Here is a 22,419-nt window from a genome sequence, read left to right as displayed (position 1 = left end):
TCCCCTCTGTCATTTAATTAAAATTCAAGAACTTTCTTAGCTGTTTCAAGCACGTCTTTATGGTTTGGAAGCCATACGCTCTCAGCTTGAGAGAAAGCAAATACAGTATCAGGTGCAGCTACACGAAGTACTGGTGCTTCTAGGCTAAGAATTGCTCTATCATTGATTTCAGCTACTACGTTTGCTGCAATACCAGCTTGTTTTTGTGCTTCTTGAACAACGATCGCACGGCCTGTTTTTTCAACAGAAGCGATGATTGTTTCAATATCAAGCGGGCTCACTGTACGAAGGTCAACGACCTCAGCAGAAACGCCTTCTTTTTCAAGTTCTTCAGCAGCTTTAAGTGATTCGTGAACCATTGCACCGTAAGTGATGATTGAAAGGTCAGAACCTTCACGTTTCACGTCAGCTTTACCGATTTCAATTGTGTACTCTTCTTCAGGAACTTCCTGACGGAAAGAACGATAAAGTTTCATATGCTCAAGGAATACAACCGGATCGTTGTCACGGATTGCAGAAATTAATAGTCCTTTTGCATCGTAAGGTGTTGAAGGAATAACAACCTTGATACCAGGCTGTTGTGCAATAAGACCTTCTAAGCTGTCAGCGTGAAGCTCAGGTGTGTGAACTCCTCCGCCAAATGGAGAACGGATTGTCACTGGAGAATGCCAGCGTCCACCAGAACGGTAACGCATACGAGCCATTTGTCCAGAAACAGAATCTAATACTTCGTAAACGAATCCGAAGAATTGAATTTCCATTACTGGGCGGAATTCTTGTAGTCCAAGGCCAATTGCAAGACCGCCAATACCAGATTCAGCAAGTGGAGTATCGAATACACGATCCTCACCAAACTCTTTTTGCAATCCTTCAGTCGCACGGAATACGCCGCCGTTTTTACCAACGTCTTCTCCGAAAACAAGAACGTTTTCGTCATTTTTCAGTTCTGTGCGTAACGCATCAGTGATCGCTTGAATCAATGTCATTTGCGCCATGGCTTACTTCGACTCCTTCTGTTTGTAGATTTCAAGCTGTTCAACCAAGTTAAATGGTTTCACATCGTACATGTTTTCAATCAAATCAGTGACTTTCTGCTTAGGCTGTTCGTCAGCTTCTTTGATTGCTTGTTTGATTTGTTCTTTTGCATCTTCGATGACTTTATTCTCTTCTTCTTCAGACCAAAGGCCTTTGTTTTCCAAGAATTTGCGGTAGCGTACCAATGGATCTTTTTGCTCCCACTCATTTTCATCTTCTTTTGTACGATATCTTGTTGGATCGTCACCAGCCATTGTATGTGGGCCGTAACGGAATGTAAGAGTTTCAATTAATGTTGGACCTTCACCATTTACAGCACGCTCACGAGCTTCAGCAGTCGCTGCATATACAGCTAATGCATCCATACCGTCAACTTGTACGCCTACGATACCAGCTGCAGCTGCTTTTTGTGCAATCGTTTGTGCAGCAGATTGCTTTTCAACAGGTGTAGAGATCGCATATCTGTTGTTTTGGACAACAAAAATCGCTGGCGCTTTGTAAGCCCCTGCAAAGTTAATACCTTCGTAGAAATCACCTTGTGAAGCTCCACCATCACCAGTGTAAGTGATTGCAACAGCATTTTTACCGCGCTTTTTCAAACCAAGAGCTACACCAGCAGCTTGAATGATTTGTGCACCGATAATAATTTGCGGAGAAAGTGCATTCACATCTTCAGGCATTTGGTTTCCAACAAAGTGTCCACGAGAGAACAAGAATGCTTTTGTTAGTGGAAGACCATGCCAGATTAATTGTGGTACATCACGATATCCTGGAAGAATGAAATCTTCTTTCTCAAGTGCAAAGTGAGTTGCAAGCTGAGAAGCTTCTTGTCCAGCTGTTGGCGCATAGAAGCCAAGACGTCCTTGACGGTTCAATGAAATTGAACGTTGATCTAATACACGTGTAAACACCATACGGCGCATTAATTCTTTTAATTGGTCATCTGAAAGATCTGGCATTGCCGCTTCGTTTACGACTTCGCCTTTTTCGTTTAAAATTTGGAACGTTTCAAACTGCTTTTTGATGGCATCGAATTGCTTTTTGCTATCAACAATTGCTTTTTTTGTTTTTGCAGCCATTCTAAAGTCACCTCTTCCTTTCTTTTAACAGTCAATTTGTCGTGAATCCATTTATACATACAGATATAGGATAACCCAAAATGCTCATATGACTCCTGTATATAATAGCCACAAAGATCATTGTCGAAACATTGGATGATCGCTTGCTTTTGAGTTTTTCTAACTGTATTAACGATAGTTCACAAAAAACTAATACAACTTCTGTTAACAAGGAATAGTTTACAACAAGAAAAATAGTCCGTCAATTGATTTAACGGCTTTATTTAAATAAATGTATTCGCTTTACTTTTTATGGTGACCTGTATCAATCTGTTTAATCAACAGCAAAAACTGTACTAGTATAGAGTGGATCACTGTACTACAATAGCACATGTTTGTTTTTGTCGAAAAATAAAAAAAGAGCTATTTTCAGCTCTTTTGATCGTGATGGACAAAGGGCTAAAATGAACTTCATTTTAACCCTTTCTCTTCTTTTCAGTTTGACATCTTGGAAAAACGAGTAACGACACGCAGGCACTTTGGGAGTAGCAGCGATAAACAGAGCTAGCAAATATGCAAGTACTGTTTTTAGCTGTTTTGTGATTCTTTCTGAGCTGTTTTGTATAAAGCTTGTTTATATTCGTTCAATTGATCTGTATATTGATTGAACTTCTTGCTTTCTTTTCTAACTTTACTATAGGAACGATTCACTGTCTTTAATTTGGATTTCAGCTCAGCGTATCCTAAGTCTTTTCTTTTTAAGGATTCATACAAGTGCTTGTCTTGTTTCAGCGCCTTTTGATACTCACGGTAAAGCTGATCATACGATGCGTATCTTTTTTCAATTGATTTGACTGTTTGTTCTGCTTTGTCTTTTACTTCTGCATCTTTTATCTGTCCAGCGAATTCCTTTACAGATTGAAATTCTTTTTTCGATTGATCCATGCTGTCTTTTTCTGTTTTTAAATGTTCTTCACGCTTTTCTGCCGATGCTAATGCTTGATCAGACAAGTTTGAGACGGTTTTTGTGTGGTCTTTTGTTGTTTGAATCATTTTTTTATACAACTGCTGCTCTTTTTTCTCATAGCTTTGCAGTGCGCCTTGTTCTTTTTCAAAGGATGCTTCTTTTTCGCTCATTTTTGTCATGGCATCTTGCATCTCATAAAGCGGATTTTGACCTCCGCAGCCCGCAAGCAAGAGGGTGCATATCCCCGCTAAAGTTGCACCTGCTTTTATTCTTCTTTTCATCTGTTTCAATTACAAGGTCCCCCTTTACATCTCCACATACCACTATAATTTTTCAGGGCGGTTGTGACAAGGAAAGAGGATGGTTTTTTGAGGGGAAAGAAGATTTTTTTCATGCTCTAGGCTCATGACTATACAAATAGTGCATTCATACATAGTTTATATTACACGCTTCGCCTTCACTTATGAGAGGCCGAGTGTATTTCCAAAGGAGGTCAAAAGTATGTCTAATTATAGTCATGGAAGTATGTATGGTGGATACGGCGGTTACGGTTATGGATACGGCGGCGGTTGTTGCTATCCAAGTTATGGTGGTGGATACGGTTGCGGTTACGGTGGTGGACGTACATTCGCTTTAATCGTCGTCCTATTCATTCTATTGATCATTGTTGGCGCAGCATTCTTAGGCGGCGGTGGCTGCTGCTAATGGCTGAATAAGCCTCTGACCGGTCTCATACGACCGGTCTTCTTTATTTCATTGCATATGTTGTGTATCATTTTATATACTTTACATACAAAGGAAATAGGAGTGAAGTTTTGTGATTACCATGGATGATATCGTACGAGACGGGCATCCCGTCTTAAGACAAACAGCTGAAGCGGTCGAACTCCCGCCAACAGAAGAAGAAAAACAGCAATTAGCTGACATGATTGAATTTGTCAAAAACAGTCAGGATGCAGACATTGCTGAAAAATATGAACTTAGACCCGGTGTTGGCCTAGCAGCTCCGCAAATCAATATCAGTAAACGAATGATCGCTGTTCACTGTGAAGACGAGGGCGGAGAACTTTACAGCTATGCATTATTCAATCCTCGCATTGTTAGCCATTCAGTCAAAAGAGCTTATTTAGCTACTGGAGAAGGCTGTTTATCTGTTGATGAAGCCATCCCTGGATTCGTCCCGCGCTATGAAAAAATCAGGGTGAAAGGTACAACGCTTGAAGGTGAAGATATTGATATTCGCCTCAAAGGGTTTCCGGCCATCGTTTTTCAACATGAAATTGACCACTTAAATGGCATTATGTTTTATGATCATATTCAAAAAGATCATCCATTCGCCGAGCCAGACAACGCGGTTGCGATCGGCAGATCATAATATAAAAACAAGACCCGTCCATCAGCGGGTCTTGTTTTTTATTCATCAATAAGGCCTAATTCAGTCACAGCGTGGAATATGCCATCCTCATCTACAGGTTTGGTGACAAAGTCAGCTAATGTTTTTAATTCATTGACTGCATTCCCCATTGCAACACCTGTTCCAACAAACGAAATCATTTCTCGATCGTTCAGCCCGTCACCGAAGGCAATTGTGTCCTTTTGATCGTACGGAAGTCTTTCAATGACTCGTTTAATTCCTTCAGCCTTTGATCCACCTTTTGGCAGGACATCCGTAGACAGCTCATGCCACCTGACGAGATCAATTTCTTCATGGAACGCTTCATATAGATGTTCCTCTTCTGCTTTACAAAATAGCAGCATTTGATAAATGACGTTTTCTTTAAAGAATGACAAATCATGCTCGGGATGCTCTGTTTTTAAAGTGCCAATCCCTTCATGGATAAATGGATGGTTCGGCACAGACGCCTTCATCGTCTTCTCTCCCATGAAAACAAGCGGATGATCATGTTGATCCGCTGTTTCATAAATTTTATCCATCAGCTCTTGCTTAAGCGGATTGCCGTAAATGACTTCTCCTTCGTACATGACATACTGACCGTTATAAGCAATAAATGAGTCAAGCCCTATTTCTTCTAAAATAGGCTGGATAAGAAAAGGCGATCGGCCAGATGCAATGAAGAGATGATGCCCTTTTTCTTTTAATAAACGAACAGCTCGCTTCGTTGATTCAGGTATTTTTTTATCATGGTCATATAAAGTACCGTCGATATCAAAGAAGATGACTTTTTTATTCATATCTCGTCTCCTGTCTCTTGTTATGTATACCCTCTCCCCTTCATCATACAGAAAGATCTTCACTGACGAAACCACTTCCTCTTAAAACGCCCATTTCCCACATATAACCATGTAACATTAAGTGGAAACATCATATAATACAAGTATATAGAGAGAACGGAACAAATGGCTGAATGAGACTCATACCGAAAGGAGGCGATCCGCGATGCTTCGTCGTCTGCGCAAGAAAATTCGAAGACAATGGAAGGACATGCTTCGTAAAAAATCGATTGCTTAAAAGGATCTTCCGCACATTTGCTGAAGGTCCTTTTTTCTCTGAGACTTTTCTTATGCGCGTTTTTTTAATATAATAGAATAAGCGAGTGTAACATACGGTATTTAAGGAGAGATTTGGATGATATATAAGGTATTTTTTCAGGCAAGTACGACTGAGGTACCTGTGAGAGAACACACAGATTCACTATACGTTGAAGCGGTTTCTGAAAGAGACGTACGCGATAAGTTGAAAAAACATAACTACAATATTGAATTCATTCAGCCTGTAGACGGTGCTTTTTTAGACTATGAACGAGAAAGTGAAAATTTTAAAGTATTGGAGCTATGAGAGGAATGAAATTTGTAAAAAACGATCAGGCGGCAGTTTTTGCGCTCGGCGGATTAGGCGAGATCGGTAAAAACACGTATGGCGTTCAATTTCAAGATGAAATCATTTTGATTGATGCTGGTATTAAGTTCCCTGAAGATGAACTTCTTGGAATTGATTACGTCATCCCTGACTATACGTATTTAGTTAAAAACGAAGATAAAATCAAAGGTCTTTTTATTACTCATGGACATGAAGACCACATCGGCGGTATCCCTTACCTTCTCAAGCAAGTGAATATTCCAGTTTACGGAGGCAAACTCGCAATCGGCCTACTTCGTAACAAATTGGAAGAGCATGGTCTATTAAGACAGACCAAACTTCACATCTTTGAAGAAGAAGATACGATCAAATTTAGAAAAACAGCTGTGTCTTTCTTTAGAACGACGCACAGTATCCCAGATTCTTATGGAATTGTCGTAAAGACACCTCCTGGTAACATCGTACATACAGGCGATTTCAAGTTTGACTTTACTCCTGTTGGCGAACCTGCCAATTTAACGAAAATGGCTGAGATCGGGAAAGAAGGCGTTCTTTGTCTTCTGTCTGACAGTACCAATAGTGAAATTCCAGAATTTACGATGTCCGAAAGACGTGTAGGTGAAAGCATTGATGACATCTTCAGAAAAGTAGATGGACGTATTATCTTTGCTACATTTGCATCTAACATTCACAGACTTCAACAAGTCATCGAGTCAGCTGTTGCCAATGGCCGAAAAGTCGCTGTGTTTGGGCGTAGCATGGAGTCTGCCATTGATATTGGACAAGAGCTCGGATATATCAAATGTCCAAAAAACACGTTCATTGAACACAATGAAATCAACCGCCTTCCAGCAAACAAAGTAACCATTCTTTGTACTGGTAGTCAGGGCGAACCGATGGCCGCTCTTTCTCGTATTGCCAACGGTACGCACCGCCAGATTTCAATTAACCCTGGAGACACTGTTGTCTTCTCGTCTTCACCGATCCCAGGTAACAATATTAGCGTAAGCCGGACTATTAACCAGCTTTATCGTGCTGGTGCTGAAGTCATTCATGGCTCACTCAATAATATTCATACCTCTGGACACGGCGGGCAGGAAGAACAAAAGCTAATGCTCCGTTTAATTAAACCAAAATTCTTCATGCCGATTCACGGTGAGTATCGCATGCAAAAAACGCATATTAAACTTGCGAATGATTGCGGAATCCCTGAGGAAAACTGCTTTATCATGGATAACGGTGAAGTTCTTGCACTGAAAGGTGACGAAGCAAGTGTCGCTGGCAAAATTCCATCAGGCAACGTGTATATCGACGGTAGCGGTATTGGTGATATCGGCAACATCGTGTTAAGAGACCGCCGCATTCTTTCAGAAGAAGGTCTTGTCATTGTTGTTGTCAGCATGGATATGAAAGAATTCAAAATTTCTGCAGGTCCTGATTTAATCTCAAGAGGTTTTGTCTACATGAGAGAATCTGGAGACCTCATTAATGACGCGCAAGATCTCATTTCAAAGCATCTTGAAAAAGTAATGGAACGCAAGACGACTCAATGGTCAGAAATTAAGAACGAGATTACTGACACTCTTGCTCCTTTCCTTTATGAAAAAACAAGACGCCGCCCAATGATCTTACCGATTATTATGGAAGTGTAATGACGTACAGGGAGACACAGCCAATTGGCTGTGTCTCTTTTTTATGCGCAATAAAAAAAACCCGCATATCTGTACGATACGTGCGGGTTCAATCATTGTTTTACGATTGAATGGGGAGATGCTGAAAACTTCTCACATCAAACAATCCTTGTGTTGTCATTTTCACATCAGGAATGACTGGCAGTGCTAAGAAGGATAATGTCAAAAACGGATTAAAGTCTAAGGCAAAGCCTGTTTCCTTTAAAGCATCATGAAGTGCATGAAGGCTTTCATTGACCGTATGTGCAGGTTGATCTGATAACAAACCGGAAATCGGTAATGGAAGCGTATGAAGAACTTCTCCGTCTTTTACAACGGTCAAACCGCCCCCTGCTTCTTTTAACGTTTCAATGGCTTTGATCATATCAGCATCATTTGTTCCAACGGCAATTAAGTTATGCGAGTCATGGGCAACTGTTGTTGCAATTGCCCCCTCTTTTAAGCCGAATCCGCTGACAACCCCTATCCCAATTTCAGATAGACCTTTGTGGCGTTCGACAAGTACTATTTTTAATACATCTCGATCAATATCACTCGTAAATTGTCCATCGCTTCCAGATGGAGATATTTGTTCTAATTTCGTTTCAAGCTGATTCGGTATAATGCGAATGACATTCATCTTTTGATGATCTGTTATAGGCAGCGTTAAATCTTTCTCTTGAACGTCCACTGCATGTACCGATTGCATGAGCGAAGAATTTGGCGTGATCTTGTCGACACTTGGCAAATATTCTCCATGTTCAGAGACCAATTCTCCTGCGATAAAGACGCTTGTAATTCCTACCTCATGTAAGTCAGAAATGATCATAAAGTCCGCGTCAAAGCCTGGTGCAATCGCTCCCTTTGTTTTGAGACCGAAACACTCCGCTGCGTTTAAACTTCCCATTTGATATGCTAAAAAGGGGTCCAATCCTTCTTGTATCGACATCCGTACTTGTTCATCAATACTTCCTTGAGCCATTAAATCATCTAAATGTTTATCATCCGTACAAAAGAAAAAGCGTCTCGCATTCTTCTCATTGACAGCAGGTAATACGTTTTTCACGTTTTTAGCAACAGAGCCTTCTCTGAGCATGACATACATGCCTCTTTTGACACGTTCAAGGGCCTCTTGAGCTGTTGTCACCTCATGATCCGTTTGGACATTAGCTGTTCGGTACACATTAATTAATCGGTCCGTTAATCCTGCTAGATGGCCATCAATGAGTTTATGTTCATGTTGAGCATCAAGCAGTTTTTGAAGCATATCTTCTTCCGCTTGTTCCACCGCGACATAATCCATCACTTCGGCAAGACCAAGCACTTCTTTCTCCTGATAAAGAGGCTTTAAATCTTTTGCTTTTAGTGTAGCACCTGATCGTTCAAAGCTGACTGCCGGTACACAGGATGGCAGCATGAAATATATATTTAGAGCAGCTTTTCTCGCTTCTTCGAGCATAAAACGGATACCTGCAACACCGGATACATTGGCAATTTCATGCGGGTCTGTTACGACAGTTGTCACACCGTGAGGAACGACAGCTTTGGAAAATTCAGCAGGAGTCACCATCGAGGATTCGATATGAACGTGGCCGTCAATGAAACCGGGAACAAGCATTTGACCTGTTGCATCCAGCTCCTGTTCTCCTTCATACTCCCCAATTCCTACTATTTTTCCATTTTCAACAGCGACATCAGCGTCTATCCATTCCTGGTTAAACACGTCCATAACCTTCGCATGTTTAATCACTAGGGCTGCTTTTTTTCTCTTTGCAGCTACCTCAATTTGATGTCTGAAAAGCTCCTTATCCAACGACACTGCCTCCTCCGAGTAAACAATATAATGTTTCTTATCGTAAACGAATCTGTTTGTCCAGTCAATGACATTTAGAGAAAATCAACCATATCAAAAGATTGATTTTTATTTCTGAATAGTGATAATTGGCTGAAAAATAACCATGTTCTATTTTGCTGTTCTTTTAGAAGTAAACGGCTCTTTTCCACTTTGTTCTCTCCCACAATGTCCGCCCCATATGTACACTTTTAAAGCAAAAAACACCCCTTCTCGGAGTGTTTAATAGTCGTTCTGCATTTCCCGTTTTTCAAAGCGCCCGATATCTGCCACTGCCCCAATGACAATGAGGATATCTTCTTTTTGAATCATTTCATCTGCGAGCGGTGAAACGATCACTTCTTTCCCGCGCTTAATTGCCACGATATTGATCCCGTACCTTGCACGAATGTCGAGATCTAACAAAGAGTGCCCAGCGAGTCTGCTGTTGGCGACGATTTCAATGAGGCTGTACTCATCTGACAGCTCTAAATAATCAAGCACGTTGTTAGAAATAATTTTATGTGCAATCCGTCTGCCCATGTCTCGTTCAGGATGAACAATACGGTCCGCACCAATTTTATTCAAAACCTTTTCATGGTAGTCATTTTGAGCTTTCACTGTGACCATTTTGACACCAAGTTCTTTCAGCATAATCGTTGTTAAAATACTGGCCTGAATATTTTCACCTATCGCCACGATCACATGATCAAAATTGCGAATGCCTAGGTTTTTTAGGACAGATTCGTCCGTCGAATCACCAATCACGGCATGTGATGCAATTTTAGCATATTCGTTCACACGATCTTCATTCATATCCATGGCCATGACTTCAAGTCCCTCTTCGCTTAGCGCCTTGCAGATACTTCCGCCGAAGCGTCCAAGACCAATGACTGCATATTCCTTTTTCATGTTCAGACTCCTTTTATATCACTTACCATGCATTTTACTACGGTTTCGTTAATGAATCCATATGTGACCGTATTTTTTTACGGAATGCTTCACTTAAGTAAAGGTCTGCTCCTTTTTCGATTTCACTGCGATAATGACCAGGAGGCGCAATTTCTTCGCTCTTTTTTAAAACGAGAAACGTTAAGCAGTCCTCATACACTTGATCACCTACTGTGACATCGACAAATGCTGGACGATAAGTCCCTTCATTTACACCTTCTCGTTTGTACAAATAACGAATGGCATCAAAAGGTACTTCATATAGAACACCCTCTGTTTCTCCGCCGTCTTCTACCATATCTGCTCTTGATCCATCAGGGCGCACCAATGTAAACCTTGTGGTAAAACGATCAAGTGTGCCACCGCCGATGATTTGTTTGAAATAATGTTCCACTTTCGCAAGCTTAAACCTTGCATCATCCATACAGGACCCATAGGCAAAATAATAGAAGGAAGACGGTTGGCGCTCCCATATTTGATATGACTTCCAGCAGCCGCTTTCAATCTCCTTCAGGCTCGATGCCTTCTGCTTACATATTGTATAAGCAACGGCTGACCTTGGCCCCTGGTCTGTCATAACCTCTATTTCCTGCTGGTCATACCCTTCCTCTAGCTCATCTATCTTATGCAGCGTTTCATCACTGACCTCATACAATTCTCCATATACTGTGCTTTGTTCCGAGACAACACACACAGGGTAACCCTCACCTGTATCGTACAGTCTCCCTTTTATCCAAGCAGATGCTGCTAATGGACTGCTTTCTTTCATCAATGTCTCGTGATACTTTTCGTGCTTTAAAAGTGTCCCATACACAAATAACGTCTTTGTCTCCTTCGTCATCACACATCACATCCTCTCACCTTGCTACTATCTGCTTTTTTGATACACAGGTAAGTAAATATCAAAAGCCGTCCCTTTGCTGAGCTCGCTCTTTACATCCATTCTTCCATGGTGATCTTTTAAGATCGTCGCACAGATCGTTAAACCAAGTCCTGTACCTTCTTTTTTAGTCGAAAAGAAAGGATCATATATTTTCAGAATGTCCTCTTCGGACATTCCTTTTCCTTCATCTTGAATCGTGATTTTCCATTCATTCATCACTTTTTCTGTTGATATGTATATACTGCCGCCTTCAGGCATCGCCTCGATCGCATTTTTGATTAAGTTAATGAACAGCTGCTTCATTTGATTGGCGTCTGCTAATATCGTGCCAGCATCCTGCTTTTTAAATGGCTGTTTGAGATCAATATTTGAAAGAACGGCATTTGTCTTTAATAAGGTAATCACCTGCTCTAGCAAATCATGGAGCTGTACTTCTTGAAATTGAACCGATTGAGGTTTTGCTAAGACAAGCAGCTCACTTAAAACAAAATCAATGCGTTTAATTTCAGAAAAGATGATATCAAAATAATCGGTTCTTTCAGGATATTGCGTTTTCATCAGCTGCAAAAATCCATTGACTGAGGTGAGCGGATTTCTGACTTCATGGGCAATGCCAGCAGCTATTTGTCCTGCAACAGCCAGCTTTTGTGCCTGCATTTGCAATTGCTGATTTGATCTTTCAAGTTCAAGCTTTGCCTGCTTTTGTTTCGTGATATCCGCAACCGTTCCAATACCTCCAGTAAACTGGTGCTGTTCATCGAAATAAAGCTTATAATGCACATCTCCCCATACCTTTTTTCCTTCTTTATGGAGAAGCTGCAGCTCCACCCGTCCCTCATCCTTATGCTCTTTGATCACAGACAACAAATGCTGAACGACATGCTCTTCTTGATCAAAGTACTGATTGTACATCGTACCTAGACACTCCTCTATGTCGTAACCCGTCATTTGTTTCCATGCTTGATTTAAAAAAATGATTTCACCTTTTTCATTGGTTTCAAAGACGATTTCTTGCAAGTTATCTGTTATTCGATTCAGCCGCTCCGTCAGTTCGTGTGCTTCTTTTTCTCGTTTATTTAAATCTGATACAAGCAAATTCAACCGGTCCACATAGCCTGAGATGCTCCAAATACCGGCCAAAACAACGACTGTAAAGGCTAGATCGAGCGGCCAATTAATGTGATAGCCGCTAAGATAATAAAAGAAATCCCAGCTCAAAATTAATATAAATGCAAGAACGGATAACAGGATCCGTACTTGATATGTTTTGTTCAAATAATTCCACCTGCCGCCCTGAGATTCTTTGTCAATTGTACCATTTTCCACTTATTTTTTGAGGGAGATGCGGCATTTTTAAGGAACTTTTTTAGAAAAAATAGCCTGCTCTCAGCACAATGGGAGAGAACAGGCTATTTTTATTTACTGCTGAAGGGCTTCTTGAAGCTCTTTTAGCAGTAGTTCTGCGCCTTCAGCGCTTAATGTAATTTGACCATTTCCATACTCGTGGTTCTCAGAAGTAATCTCACCAGTCATCAGGCAGACGCCCTCTGGCTGATATTTTTTCAAGACGATTTTATCTCCATCTATAAAAAATTCCATACTGTCTTTAATAGCGATATCAAGTGCTCTTCTCAATTCGATTGGCATCACAATACGCCCTAGTTCATCTACTTTTCTTACAACTCCGATAGATTTCAATTTCGTTCCCTCTTTCTTTCATTAGCTCAAGATCAATCTGTTTTTCACCAATTGATATATCGTAGACGTAAGAGATTCTTAAAAGGTTTCTCCTGCATAAAAATTTTTTTCAAAATCGAAAAACCAAAGGGAAAATTTATTGTGATTGTCAAAATGAGACTTGAATTTTACAGATTCATTTCAAGGTGATCACAAACCCCCACAAATGACCTCAACCCTTTGAACTTTTAAATGTAAAATTGTTTAAAACAGCAAAAATAGAGATTGGGTGAAAACATGTTTCAAAATGCCGAAATTGGAATTGATTTAGGAACAGCTAACATATTGGTTTACAGTAAAAATAAAGGAATTATTCTCAATGAACCATCCGTTGTGGCAGTAGATACGGAAACAAAAACTGTCCTTGCTGTGGGGTCAGAAGCAAAAGAGATGATTGGGAAAACACCTGGAAAAATTGTAGCGATCCGTCCGATGAAAGATGGTGTCATCGCTGATTATGATATGACAACCGATTTACTCAAACAAATTATGAAAAAAGCAGGAAAAAATATTGGGTTTACCTTTAGAAAGCCGACTGTGGTTGTTTGTACACCATCAGGTTCAACAGCTGTCGAACGCCGCGCGATCAGCGATGCTGTCAAAAATTGCGGGGCAAAGCATGTGCATTTAATTGAAGAACCCGTCGCAGCTGCAATCGGTGCTGATCTCCCGGTGGACGAGCCTGTTGCCAACGTCGTTGTAGATATTGGCGGAGGAACGACAGAGGTAGCGATCATTTCATTTGGCGGAGTTGTCTCTTGCCACTCGATCCGAATTGGCGGAGATCAACTGGATGAAGATATCATTACTTTTGTGAGAAAGAAATACAATTTACTGATCGGTGAACGGACAGCTGAACAGGTAAAAATGGAAATTGGTTATGGACTCATTGAACACGAACCTGAGTCATTAGAAGTTCGTGGACGCGACCTTGTCACAGGTCTTCCAAAAACAATTACACTTGAATCAACAGAAATTCAAGGTGCTATGCGAGAATCACTTCTTCATATTTTAGAGGCGATTCGGGCTACATTAGAAGACAGCCCTCCAGAACTGAGTGGTGATATCGTAGATCGTGGCGTCATTCTAACTGGCGGTGGTGCACTATTAAACGGCATTCAAGAATGGCTCTCTCAAGAAATTGTCGTCCCAGTTCATATCGCAGCAAATCCTCTTGAATCTGTCGCAATTGGAACGGGTCGTTCATTAGAAGTCATCGACAAATTGCAAAAAACATTAAAATAATCTTCATGTTCTACTTCTTTTTTCATCATTTCGATCATATCGTGATGAATGGATAAACGTGAAGGAGGAAGAACATGTTGCTTGATTTAGGTAAACGGGTCGTTGTCACAGTCATTTTAACCGGTATTATTTTAGGAGGAATGAGCCTGTCGTTTTCACATATGCCCCCTTCTAATGCACAGCCTGTGAAACAACTGAACCGCTAAAAAAGCCGCACGAAAGCGGCTTTTTTATTTTGCTTCGGGACGGCTCCCCATTTTCCTTTTCGGTCTTAAATCTGATATGATGAACATGACTAAAGGAGGGTTTTTTATGAGTTCATTTGAAAAACAACTAGATCAATATGCAAAAACCATCGTTGAAGTAGGTGTAAATGTTCAAAGCGGTCAAGAAGTGGTCGTATCTGCGTTCACTGAATCTGTAGACCTTGTCCGCCTTGTGGCAAAACACGCATATGAGCGCGGAGCAAAAAACGTACATATCCGCTGGAGTGATGGTGTTCTGACCCGTTTAAAATATGAACATGCCCCACAAGATGTGTTTGAGCAATTTCCAGAATGGGAAGCACAGATGATGGAAACCATCGCAAAACGTGGCGGTGCTTTTATTACGATCTTGTCCGAAAGTCCTGATCTTCTAAGTGGCATTGACTCGAAAAAAATTGCTTCACAGCAAAAAGCTGCAGGTTCAGCACTTCATACATATCGTCAATACGTTCAATCTGACAAAGTTGCATGGACAGTCGTCGGGGCTGCATCAAAAGATTGGGCGAAAAAGATTTTCCCTGAGCATGCAGATGAAGAAGCTGTTGCATTATTATGGGACCAAATCTTTAAAGTCGCCCGCGCTGATCAGCCAGATCCTGTTGAAGCGTGGAAAAAGCATGATGAATCACTAAATGAAAAAGTAAAAGTATTAAATGAACGTCACTACCACAAGTTGCACTATGAAGCACCAGGTACAGATTTAACGATTGAACTTCCAGAGCAGCATATTTGGGTAGGTGCTGGCAGCGTGAGTGAACGCGGCGTATCATTCATGGCCAATATGCCGACAGAAGAGGTCTTTACCGTACCTAAAAAAGATGGTGTAAACGGGACTGTCTCTAGCACTAAGCCACTTAGTTATGCAGGAAACATTATCGATGAATTTACGTTAACCTTTGAAAATGGGCGTATTGTAGATGTGAAAGCCAAAGAGGGCGAAGACATTTTAACCTCTCTCGTTGAAACAGATGAAGGCTCACATTATCTAGGTGAGGTTGCCCTTGTACCAGATGATTCACCAATTTCTAACTCAAATATCCTCTATTACAATACACTTTACGATGAAAATGCATCCAATCACCTTGCCATTGGCAGCGGTTATGCATTTAATATCGAAGGCGGTAAAGAGATGAAACGTGAGGAACTAGACGCAGCTGGTGTGAACAGCAGTATTACACACGTCGATTTCATGATTGGTTCAAAGGAAATGAATATTGATGGAATCACAAAAGATGGTAAACGTGAACCGATTTTCCGTAATGGAAATTGGGCTTTTTAAAGAAAAAAGACATCCACATGTGGATGTCTTTTCTTTATGTTTATGCATACAGCTCTTGTAGTCTTTTTTGGATGTCTTGATCTGATAAGAACTCATCATAAGTTGTTTGTTTATCAACGATGCCATTTGGCGTCACTTCGATAATACGGTTTGCAACTGTTTCAACAAACTGATGGTCATGAGATGAGAAGAGCATAGCCCCTTTAAAGCTCATTAGACCGTTATTTAGCGCTGTGATGGACTCTAGGTCTAAATGGTTCGTCGGCTCGTCTAACAGCAAAATATTCGCTCCAGACAGCATCATTTTTGATAACATACAACGAACCTTTTCTCCACCTGATAAGACGCTTGCTTTTTTCTTCACTTCTTCCCCAGAGAAAAGCATACGGCCTAAGAAACCACGCAGGAAGCTTTCACTTTGATCATTAGGAGAATATTGACGAAGCCAATCAACAAGATCTAAATCGCTTCCTTCAAAATATTCACTGTTGTCTTTAGGGAAGAAGGCTTGAGATGTTGTCACGCCCCATTTAAACGTCCCACTGTCTGGCTCCATTTCACCAGCAAGGATTTTAAATAAAGTAGAGACAGCAAGTTCATTACGGCTTAAGAACGCAATTTTATCCTCACGATTCATAATAAAGCTGACGTTATCCAGTACTTTTACACCATCAATCGTTTTTGATAGACCTTCTACTTGAAGGACATCATTTCCGATTTCACGCTCTGGCGCAAAATGAACATAAGGATATTTACGAGAAGATGGTTTAATGTCATCTAGCGAAATCTTATCAAGCAATTTCTTTCTTGATGTCGCTTGCTTCGATTTAGATGCGTTCGCACTGAACCGAGCAACGAATTCTTGAAGCTGCTTAATTTGTTCTTCTTTTTTCTTGTTGGCATCCTGGCTGAGTTTTAATGCCAGCTGGCTTGATTCATACCAGAAATCATAGTTTCCGACATACACTTGAATTTTTCCAAAGTCAAGGTCTGCAATATGCGTACATACTTTGTTTAAGAAATGACGATCATGCGATACGACGATGACGGTATTTTCAAAGTTAATGAGGAACTCTTCTAACCACTGAATGGCTTGTAAGTCCAAGTGGTTCGTTGGCTCATCGAGAAGGAGAACGTCAGGCTTACCGAATAAAGCTTGTGCTAAAAGCACTTTTACCTTTTCAGATCCGCCAAGCTCAGACATTTTCTTCGATTGCAGGCTCTCTGGAATGCCAAGACCTTTTAATAGGATCGCAGCTTCACTTTCCGCTTCCCACCCGTTTAACTCAGCAAACTCACCTTCAAGCTCTGCTGCACGAATCCCGTCCTCGTCTGAGAAATCAGGTTTCATATAAATCGCATCTTTTTCCTGCATCACATCATATAGACGTTTGTGACCCATGATGACGACTTTTAACACTTCAAACTCTTCGTATTCAAAGTGGTTCTGTTTTAAAATCGCTAAACGTTCACCAGGACTCATATGAACATCGCCCGTTTGAGCCTCAATTTCTCCAGAAAGAATCTTTAAGAACGTTGATTTACCAGCTCCATTGGCACCAATTAGTCCGTAGCAGTTGCCAGGAGTGAACTTAATATTTACTTCTTCAAATAATTTACGATCAGCAAATCGCAAACTAACATTATTCACTGCAATCATTTATTAATCCTCCATCACTCATTCATCAATATGAAGTATAACATGAATAACGATTGATAGAAACGTCTCTCGCTAAGAACAAAGGCTTTTTGTCCAATATGGTATAATAAGTGGGAATGTTTTTATTGAAGGAGTTCGGGCGATTTGAGATTACTCACACTCATGGAATACTGTTTATTGATTTTCTTTATGGGCATTTATTTATCGGCGACAGGTTTTAATGCAAGAGACTTTGGCCTTTATATTGGGCTTGTCCTCATTTACACACTGGTCCATATCTTTTCAAAACGCTTTTTACAAAAGCGCGGAAAAGACAATGTGAAAATTGGATTATTCCGTTCTGTTTTGGCGATTACCGGGTCCGTTTTCGCTTCTGTTTTGGCCATTGTCATCATTGTCACGATGCTCACACCAAATTAAAAACGACCCTACATGAAGGGTCGTCCATTCAAGCACCTTTCTTACGCAATGAGAAAGGTGTATTTATTGTGTTTGTCGAATATCGCCAAATGGGAAGAAAACAAATTCTGATGTGCCGACAATACGATCCTTTTCAATGAGTCCGAGTCCATTTCGACTGTCCATGGAATTCAGTCTGTTGTCACCCATAACAAAGTAATCGTTTTTCGGTACTTTCACTGGACCAAAATCTCCTGTTAAATGCACCTCATACTCTTTGGCATGCGCCTTGTTCTCTTTTAAATAAGGCTCATCTACTTTTTTACCATTAATGTAAAGCGTATCATCCTTCATTTCAATCGTGTCGCCTGGAAGGCCGATCAATCGTTTGACATAATGAATTTTCTGACCGTCTTTTCCATTAATAATCACGATGTCACCACGTTTGACTCCACCGAGATAGTTGATGGTTTTGTTAACAAACAGCTTTTCTCCATCATGAAGGGTTGGTTCCATTGACTCTCCTTCCACCACATACGGCTCAAAAATAAACGTACGGATGATGAGGACGAGGGCAAGTGCAATTAAAATAGCTTTGATCCATTCAAACAGAGAACTTTTCTTCTCTTTTTTGGCTTGTTTCCCATCAGATTGAATGTCATTTTCGTTTTGTTTGTTTTCTTCGTTCAAAATACTGCTTCCTCCTAAGACTTTCTGCTAAAAGACTTGAAACGCGAATTGAATAACTTTACTTTATCACATGTCATTTAAAAATTCACAAGACAACCATTCAATTAGATATTTTTTCCTAATTTGCTGATGATTAAACAAAAAGAAGCACCGCTCTTCACGATGCTTCTTTTCAAATTAAGCTTCTTGTCGGACTGGTTTTTTTAGAATTCCGAGAAGTAGCGCTGTAACGATGGCACCGATTAAGATGCTGATGATGTAAAGAACTGGATGGTTTGTTACCCAGAAAACGAATAGTCCGCCGTGCGGTGCAGGAAGCGTCACTCTAAAGAATTCTGTTAATCCACCTGCAACAGCTGCACCAATCACAGCTGAAGGAATGACGCGCAGAGGATCTGCCGCTGCAAATGGGATCGCCCCTTCTGTAATGAACGCAGCTCCCATGAAGTAGCATGTAATACCTGCTTCACGGTCACGTTTAGAGAATTTGTTTCTAAAGATCGTTGTCGCTAGAGCAATTCCTAGCGGCGGCACCATTCCACCTGCCATAATCGCAGCATGCGGTGCATAGTTGCCAGCAGCAATCATCGCAAGACCAAATGTGTAGGCCGCTTTGTTAATCGGACCACCCATATCAATGGCCATCATACCAGCTAAAATAATCCCCATTAATACAAGGTTTCCAGTACCAAGTGATTCAAGCCAGTGTGTTAATCCGTCCATGACCATTTTAACAGGCGTGTTGACGATGTAATGCATGATAATCCCTGTAAAGAAAATACCGAACAATGGATAGAGCAGAACTGGTTTAATACCATCGAGCGACTGTGGTACAAAAGTGAATACTTTTTTGAGCAGCACCACAATGTAACCAGCAAGGAAACCAGCAATCAATCCACCTAAGAATCCAGCACCTGCTGCAGAGGCCATGAATCCGCCAACCATACCTGGTGCGAAACCTGGACGGTCTGCAATACTCATTGCGATAAATCCAGCTAATACAGCAACGATTAAGGCAAGTGCATTATCTCCGCCAATCCCTTTTAATACAGCTGCAAATGAATTGAAAGAAGGATCTTTAGGGTCAGCTGAGTTAATTCCCCAGAAGAATGAAATCGCAACGAGGATACCGCCCCCAACAACAAACGGAAGCATGTTGCTTACACCGCTCATTAAGTGCTTATAGAATCCACTTCTTCCCTTACCTGACGATTCATTTTCATCTTTGGAAGAACTGCCGCCTGAACCTTTATAAATCGGCGCATCTTGATTGATGGCTTTTTCGATCAATTCTTGCGGACGGCGAATTCCAGCTGTCACAGGTACTTCAATGACATGTTTGCCTTTAAAGCGTTCCATTTCAACTTGTTTATCAGCTGCCACAATAATAGCTGGCGCTTCTTCAATTTCTTTTGCTGTCAGGGCATGTTTAATTCCACTAGAGCCGTTTGTCTCAACTTTAAGGTCAACGCCCATTTCTTTTGCTTTTTCTTTCAAAGCATCTGCGGCCATAAATGTATGCGCGATGCCTGTTGGACAAGCTGTCACCGCTAAAATTTTAGCAGGTTTTCCCGGTGCAGCCGGTTCCTCTTTGACTTCCTCTTCTTCTTCATCGTCTTTATCATGTGTATTGATAATTTCAATGATTTCATCTTCAGTAGCCGCTTCAAGAAGCTGCTTTCGGATCTCTTCACGCATGAGAAGTGTGGATAAACGAGAAAGTGCTTCTAAATGCGTGTTGTTTGCGCCTTCAGTTGCTGCAATCATAAAGACAAGATGACTTGGCTGTCCGTCTAATGATTCATAATCTACACCAGCTGTTGAACGACCAAATGCAATGGCAGGTTCTTTCACACTTGCTGTTTTCGCATGAGGAATCGCAATTCCTTCTCCGATTCCCGTAGAGCTTTGTTTTTCACGATTAACAACAGCTGCTTTGTAGCCTTCTTTATCATTTAATTTACCAGCTGTATCTAATACAGTGACCAGTTCTTCAATAACGGCTTCTTTTTGCTGGCTGTCTAATTGAAGCTTAATCGTATGCTTCGTGAGTAGTTCTGTAATTTTCATGATGACTCCTCCTTTAAATGCGTGTGACTTTTACTTGTGGCAATAATGTATCGACAAGCTCTTTTGTTCCAAGTTCCTCAGAAAATGCTGTAGCACTTCCTGATGTGACGCCAAGCTTAAATGATTCTTCTATGGAAAGGCCTTTAGAAACGCCAGCTAAGAATCCTGCAACGACTGAATCCCCTGCACCAACTGAGTTGATCAGCTTGCCTGTTGGAACATTAGATTGAAAGATCCCTTCCTTACTGAATAAGAGAGCGCCGTCTCCAGCCATAGATACAATGACATGTTCAGCACCTTGTTCCAACAGCTTTTTCCCATAAGGAATGGCTTCTTCTGCAGATGAAATACTGGTTTCAAACATTTCACCTAACTCATGATGGTTTGGTTTCATTAAGAATGGTTTCAGATCTGCTGCTTTTTTTAAGGCTTCTCCAGAAATATCAAGTACTACTCTTACCCCTTGCTTCGCACATACCTCAGCAATGCGCTCATATGTGTTATGAGGCAGTGAAGAAGGAATGCTACCTGCTAATACAACGACATCGCCTTCTGTTAATGAAGTGAATTGGGATAAAAACGAATCGAACTGCGTTTCAGTAATACTTGGACCGAGCCCGTTGATTTCTGTTTCTTCGCCTGTTTTTAGTTTCACATTGATACGTGTATCTTCTGACACCTCATGAAAGGCTGTTTGTAATTGTTCGTTTTGTAAAAAGTCTTGAATATATTTGCCTGTAAAACCGCCAATGAATCCAAGTGCTTTTGATTCAACACCGTGCCGTTTTAAAAGCCTTGAGACATTGATTCCTTTACCACCTGGATATTTTTTGTCATAGGTTGAACGATTTAAACCACCGACCGCAAAATCCTCCACGTGTACGATGTAATCAACTGATGGGTTTAAAGTAACTGTATAAATCATGTTTTCACTACCTTTATAACCGTTTTTTCATGGTAATTATCGAATGAATCCTCTTTTGCGTCGTTTGTGATAATGGTGGCTTCCTTTAAACTAGCAAAGGTTGAAAACGATATTTCGCCAAACTTTGAGGCATCTGTTAAGATGTAGGTTTTTTTCGCCTGCTTTATAGCTCTTTTTTTAATGAGCGCTTCTTCTGGATCAGGTGTTGTAAACCCTGCCTCGGGATGAATGCCGTTCGTCCCAACAAAGCTCTTGTCAAAACGGTAATTTTCCATAGCTGTCAAAGCTGCGGCTCCCACCATGGCTCCTGTTCGATGTTTCACTGATCCGCCTATCAGGTAAAAAGAAATGCCTTTTCTCATGAGTGCTTCAATGTGCATGACACCATTTGTCACCACCACGATATCTTGATCTGGATCGATAAAGTCAATCATTTGCTGTGTTGTCGTACCAGCATCTAAGTAAATACAATCGCCTTGTTTTAAAAGTGACGCAGCTGCCTCTGCAATCAATGACTTTTCATGAAGGTTTTTGGCAGATTTCTCAAACACATCTGGTTCAAGACGAATACTAGATATTTTAGCTGCTCCTCCGTGAACTCTTTTAAGAAAGCCTTTTTCTTCGAGGGCTGACAAATCTCTTCTAATTGTAGATTCAGACGCATCCGTCATAATCGTTAAGTCCTGTATTTTGATGACATCGTTTTCTTCTAAATAGTCGATAATGAGTTGATGTCTTTCTGGTGTGAGCATTGAAAACACCCCCTTTTGAAAACGTATTCATTTTGCGCGCACCTTTATTGTAATCGCTTTTTTCAACATTATCAATACAAAACAATCAAATACATTCAATAACTATCAAAATCTTTCACAATGGTCATCTTACCTTTATATGTACCATTTGTAAACTGAAAAATATGTGACATTGAGAAGAAA

General features: G+C 40.7%; 22 protein-coding genes. 8 read left to right on the top strand and 14 right to left on the bottom strand.

Features of this window, described 5'->3' with window-relative positions; all coding sequences use genetic code 11:
• Positions 1–17 precede the first annotated feature (17 nt).
• The 3 genes from pdhB to ACNO7B_RS07065 form a co-directional block, all read right to left on the bottom strand.
• Positions 18–995, bottom strand: coding sequence for a pyruvate dehydrogenase complex E1 component subunit beta (pdhB, locus tag ACNO7B_RS07075; RefSeq protein WP_007498597.1), 978 nt, complete (start codon positions 993–995; stop codon positions 18–20).
• A gap of 3 nt (positions 996–998) precedes the next feature.
• Complete coding sequence (gene pdhA, locus ACNO7B_RS07070) at positions 999–2,114, bottom strand: pyruvate dehydrogenase (acetyl-transferring) E1 component subunit alpha (protein WP_007498599.1); 1,116 nt, start codon at positions 2,112–2,114, stop codon at positions 999–1,001.
• A gap of 567 nt (positions 2,115–2,681) precedes the next feature.
• A complete protein-coding gene (locus tag ACNO7B_RS07065; RefSeq protein ID WP_041507359.1) occupies positions 2,682–3,350 on the bottom strand; it encodes a YkyA family protein in 669 nt (222 codons plus the stop codon).
• Between the two features lie 235 nt (positions 3,351–3,585).
• On the opposite strand from ACNO7B_RS07065, the gene ACNO7B_RS07060 reads away from it, so the two are divergent.
• Together ACNO7B_RS07060 and def are read left to right on the top strand one after the other, a co-directional pair.
• A complete protein-coding gene (locus ACNO7B_RS07060; RefSeq protein WP_026050085.1) occupies positions 3,586–3,765 on the top strand; it encodes a YjcZ family sporulation protein in 180 nt (59 codons plus the stop codon).
• A gap of 112 nt (positions 3,766–3,877) precedes the next feature.
• Positions 3,878–4,435 (top strand): peptide deformylase, encoded by a 558-nt coding sequence (gene def, locus ACNO7B_RS07055; RefSeq protein ID WP_008345111.1) that lies wholly within the window; start codon positions 3,878–3,880, stop codon positions 4,433–4,435.
• Between the two features lie 38 nt (positions 4,436–4,473).
• Here def and ACNO7B_RS07050 read toward each other — a convergent pair whose 3' ends face one another.
• Positions 4,474–5,253 carry a Cof-type HAD-IIB family hydrolase gene (locus tag ACNO7B_RS07050; protein ID WP_046343448.1) on the bottom strand — a complete coding sequence of 260 codons (780 nt, stop codon included), beginning with the start codon at positions 5,251–5,253 and terminating at the stop codon, positions 4,474–4,476.
• 394 nt (positions 5,254–5,647) lie between these two features.
• Here ACNO7B_RS07050 and ACNO7B_RS07045 point away from each other — a divergent pair, with 394 nt between their 5' ends.
• On the top strand, positions 5,648–5,857 hold the full coding sequence (locus ACNO7B_RS07045) for a DNA-dependent RNA polymerase subunit epsilon (RefSeq protein ID WP_008345114.1): 210 nt from the start codon (positions 5,648–5,650) through the stop codon (positions 5,855–5,857).
• A 5-nt stretch (positions 5,858–5,862) separates the two neighbouring features.
• Positions 5,863–7,530: a ribonuclease J1 gene (gene rnjA / locus ACNO7B_RS07040; protein WP_008345116.1), complete on the top strand. Its 1,668-nt coding sequence runs from the start codon at positions 5,863–5,865 to the stop codon at positions 7,528–7,530.
• Between the two features lie 100 nt (positions 7,531–7,630).
• Here the strand turns inward: rnjA and ade are convergent, their stop codons facing one another.
• From ade to ACNO7B_RS07015, 5 genes are all read right to left on the bottom strand, one after another.
• The gene (ade, locus tag ACNO7B_RS07035) at positions 7,631–9,361 is read right to left on the bottom strand and encodes an adenine deaminase (RefSeq protein WP_417901350.1); all 1,731 of its coding nucleotides are present in this window, start codon (positions 9,359–9,361) and stop codon (positions 7,631–7,633) included.
• A 261-nt stretch (positions 9,362–9,622) separates the two neighbouring features.
• Entirely contained in the window at positions 9,623–10,291 is a 669-nt protein-coding gene (locus ACNO7B_RS07030; protein WP_008345123.1) for a potassium channel family protein, read from the bottom strand.
• Positions 10,292–10,328: 37 nt separating this feature from the next.
• On the bottom strand, positions 10,329–11,171 hold the full coding sequence (locus ACNO7B_RS07025) for a gamma-glutamylcyclotransferase (RefSeq protein ID WP_417901349.1): 843 nt from the start codon (positions 11,169–11,171) through the stop codon (positions 10,329–10,331).
• A gap of 27 nt (positions 11,172–11,198) precedes the next feature.
• Positions 11,199–12,488: an ATP-binding protein gene (locus ACNO7B_RS07020; RefSeq protein WP_024719547.1), complete on the bottom strand. Its 1,290-nt coding sequence runs from the start codon at positions 12,486–12,488 to the stop codon at positions 11,199–11,201.
• A gap of 144 nt (positions 12,489–12,632) precedes the next feature.
• Positions 12,633–12,911 (bottom strand): AbrB/MazE/SpoVT family DNA-binding domain-containing protein, encoded by a 279-nt coding sequence (locus ACNO7B_RS07015; protein ID WP_017359400.1) that lies wholly within the window; start codon positions 12,909–12,911, stop codon positions 12,633–12,635.
• 276 nt (positions 12,912–13,187) lie between these two features.
• On the opposite strand from ACNO7B_RS07015, the gene mreBH reads away from it, so the two are divergent.
• From mreBH to ACNO7B_RS07000, 3 genes are all read left to right on the top strand, one after another.
• Positions 13,188–14,195, top strand: a complete 1,008-nt coding sequence (mreBH, locus tag ACNO7B_RS07010) for a rod-share determining protein MreBH (RefSeq protein ID WP_017359401.1) — start codon at positions 13,188–13,190, stop codon at positions 14,193–14,195.
• Between the two features lie 74 nt (positions 14,196–14,269).
• Entirely contained in the window at positions 14,270–14,401 is a 132-nt protein-coding gene (locus ACNO7B_RS07005; protein WP_003210922.1) for a protein YkpC, read from the top strand.
• Between the two features lie 106 nt (positions 14,402–14,507).
• On the top strand, positions 14,508–15,740 hold the full coding sequence (locus ACNO7B_RS07000; protein ID WP_008345134.1) for an aminopeptidase: 1,233 nt from the start codon (positions 14,508–14,510) through the stop codon (positions 15,738–15,740).
• Between the two features lie 40 nt (positions 15,741–15,780).
• Here the strand turns inward: ACNO7B_RS07000 and ACNO7B_RS06995 are convergent, their stop codons facing one another.
• Complete coding sequence (locus ACNO7B_RS06995; RefSeq protein WP_019743117.1) at positions 15,781–17,400, bottom strand: ABC-F family ATP-binding cassette domain-containing protein; 1,620 nt, start codon at positions 17,398–17,400, stop codon at positions 15,781–15,783.
• A gap of 144 nt (positions 17,401–17,544) precedes the next feature.
• Here ACNO7B_RS06995 and ACNO7B_RS06990 point away from each other — a divergent pair, with 144 nt between their 5' ends.
• Positions 17,545–17,820 carry a hypothetical protein gene (locus ACNO7B_RS06990; protein ID WP_008345136.1) on the top strand — a complete coding sequence of 92 codons (276 nt, stop codon included), beginning with the start codon at positions 17,545–17,547 and terminating at the stop codon, positions 17,818–17,820.
• A 63-nt stretch (positions 17,821–17,883) separates the two neighbouring features.
• Here ACNO7B_RS06990 and lepB read toward each other — a convergent pair whose 3' ends face one another.
• The 4 genes from lepB to ACNO7B_RS06970 all read right to left on the bottom strand — a co-directional run bounded on the left by lepB (position 17,884) and on the right by ACNO7B_RS06970 (position 22,236).
• The gene (lepB, locus tag ACNO7B_RS06985) at positions 17,884–18,456 is read right to left on the bottom strand and encodes a signal peptidase I (RefSeq protein ID WP_034647709.1); all 573 of its coding nucleotides are present in this window, start codon (positions 18,454–18,456) and stop codon (positions 17,884–17,886) included.
• Positions 18,457–18,666: 210 nt separating this feature from the next.
• The gene (locus tag ACNO7B_RS06980; protein ID WP_417901348.1) at positions 18,667–20,559 is read right to left on the bottom strand and encodes a PTS fructose transporter subunit IIABC; all 1,893 of its coding nucleotides are present in this window, start codon (positions 20,557–20,559) and stop codon (positions 18,667–18,669) included.
• 13 nt (positions 20,560–20,572) lie between these two features.
• Positions 20,573–21,484: a 1-phosphofructokinase gene (gene pfkB / locus ACNO7B_RS06975; RefSeq protein ID WP_046343437.1), complete on the bottom strand. Its 912-nt coding sequence runs from the start codon at positions 21,482–21,484 to the stop codon at positions 20,573–20,575.
• On the bottom strand, positions 21,481–22,236 hold the full coding sequence (locus tag ACNO7B_RS06970) for a DeoR/GlpR family DNA-binding transcription regulator (RefSeq protein WP_417901347.1): 756 nt from the start codon (positions 22,234–22,236) through the stop codon (positions 21,481–21,483). The genes pfkB and ACNO7B_RS06970 overlap by 4 nt, the downstream gene beginning before the upstream one ends.
• Positions 22,237–22,419 lie beyond the last annotated feature (183 nt).

The organism is Bacillus sp. AK25 (genome assembly GCF_048270685.1).
Taxonomy (GTDB): Bacteria; Bacillota; Bacilli; order Bacillales; family Bacillaceae; genus Bacillus; species Bacillus altitudinis.
Note: the sequence above shows the minus strand (reverse complement) of the source record. Positions and strands in the feature narration are given on the sequence as shown.

Excerpts from the sequence above, each read along its gene's own strand:
- ACNO7B_RS07005 (WP_003210922.1), top strand. The coding sequence starts at position 14,270 with ATGTTGCTTGATTTAGGTAAACGGGTCGTTGTCACAGTCATTTTAACC.
- ACNO7B_RS06980 (WP_417901348.1), bottom strand. The coding sequence starts at position 20,559 with ATGAAAATTACAGAACTACTCACGAAGCATACGATTAAGCTTCAATTA.
- ACNO7B_RS07060 (WP_026050085.1), top strand. The coding sequence starts at position 3,586 with ATGTATGGTGGATACGGCGGTTACGGTTATGGATACGGCGGCGGTTGT.
- ACNO7B_RS06995 (WP_019743117.1), bottom strand. The coding sequence starts at position 17,400 with ATGATTGCAGTGAATAATGTTAGTTTGCGATTTGCTGATCGTAAATTA.
- pdhA (WP_007498599.1), bottom strand. The coding sequence starts at position 2,114 with ATGGCTGCAAAAACAAAAAAAGCAATTGTTGATAGCAAAAAGCAATTC.
- pdhB (WP_007498597.1), bottom strand. The coding sequence starts at position 995 with ATGGCGCAAATGACATTGATTCAAGCGATCACTGATGCGTTACGCACA.
- ACNO7B_RS07000 (WP_008345134.1), top strand. The coding sequence starts at position 14,508 with ATGAGTTCATTTGAAAAACAACTAGATCAATATGCAAAAACCATCGTT.
- rnjA (WP_008345116.1), top strand. The coding sequence starts at position 5,863 with ATGAAATTTGTAAAAAACGATCAGGCGGCAGTTTTTGCGCTCGGCGGA.
- ACNO7B_RS07045 (WP_008345114.1), top strand. The coding sequence starts at position 5,648 with ATGATATATAAGGTATTTTTTCAGGCAAGTACGACTGAGGTACCTGTG.
- mreBH (WP_017359401.1), top strand. The coding sequence starts at position 13,188 with ATGTTTCAAAATGCCGAAATTGGAATTGATTTAGGAACAGCTAACATA.
- pfkB (WP_046343437.1), bottom strand. The coding sequence starts at position 21,484 with ATGATTTATACAGTTACTTTAAACCCATCAGTTGATTACATCGTACAC.
- ACNO7B_RS07050 (WP_046343448.1), bottom strand. The coding sequence starts at position 5,253 with ATGAATAAAAAAGTCATCTTCTTTGATATCGACGGTACTTTATATGAC.
- ACNO7B_RS07025 (WP_417901349.1), bottom strand. The coding sequence starts at position 11,171 with ATGACGAAGGAGACAAAGACGTTATTTGTGTATGGGACACTTTTAAAG.
- ACNO7B_RS06970 (WP_417901347.1), bottom strand. The coding sequence starts at position 22,236 with ATGCTCACACCAGAAAGACATCAACTCATTATCGACTATTTAGAAGAA.
- ACNO7B_RS07030 (WP_008345123.1), bottom strand. The coding sequence starts at position 10,291 with ATGAAAAAGGAATATGCAGTCATTGGTCTTGGACGCTTCGGCGGAAGT.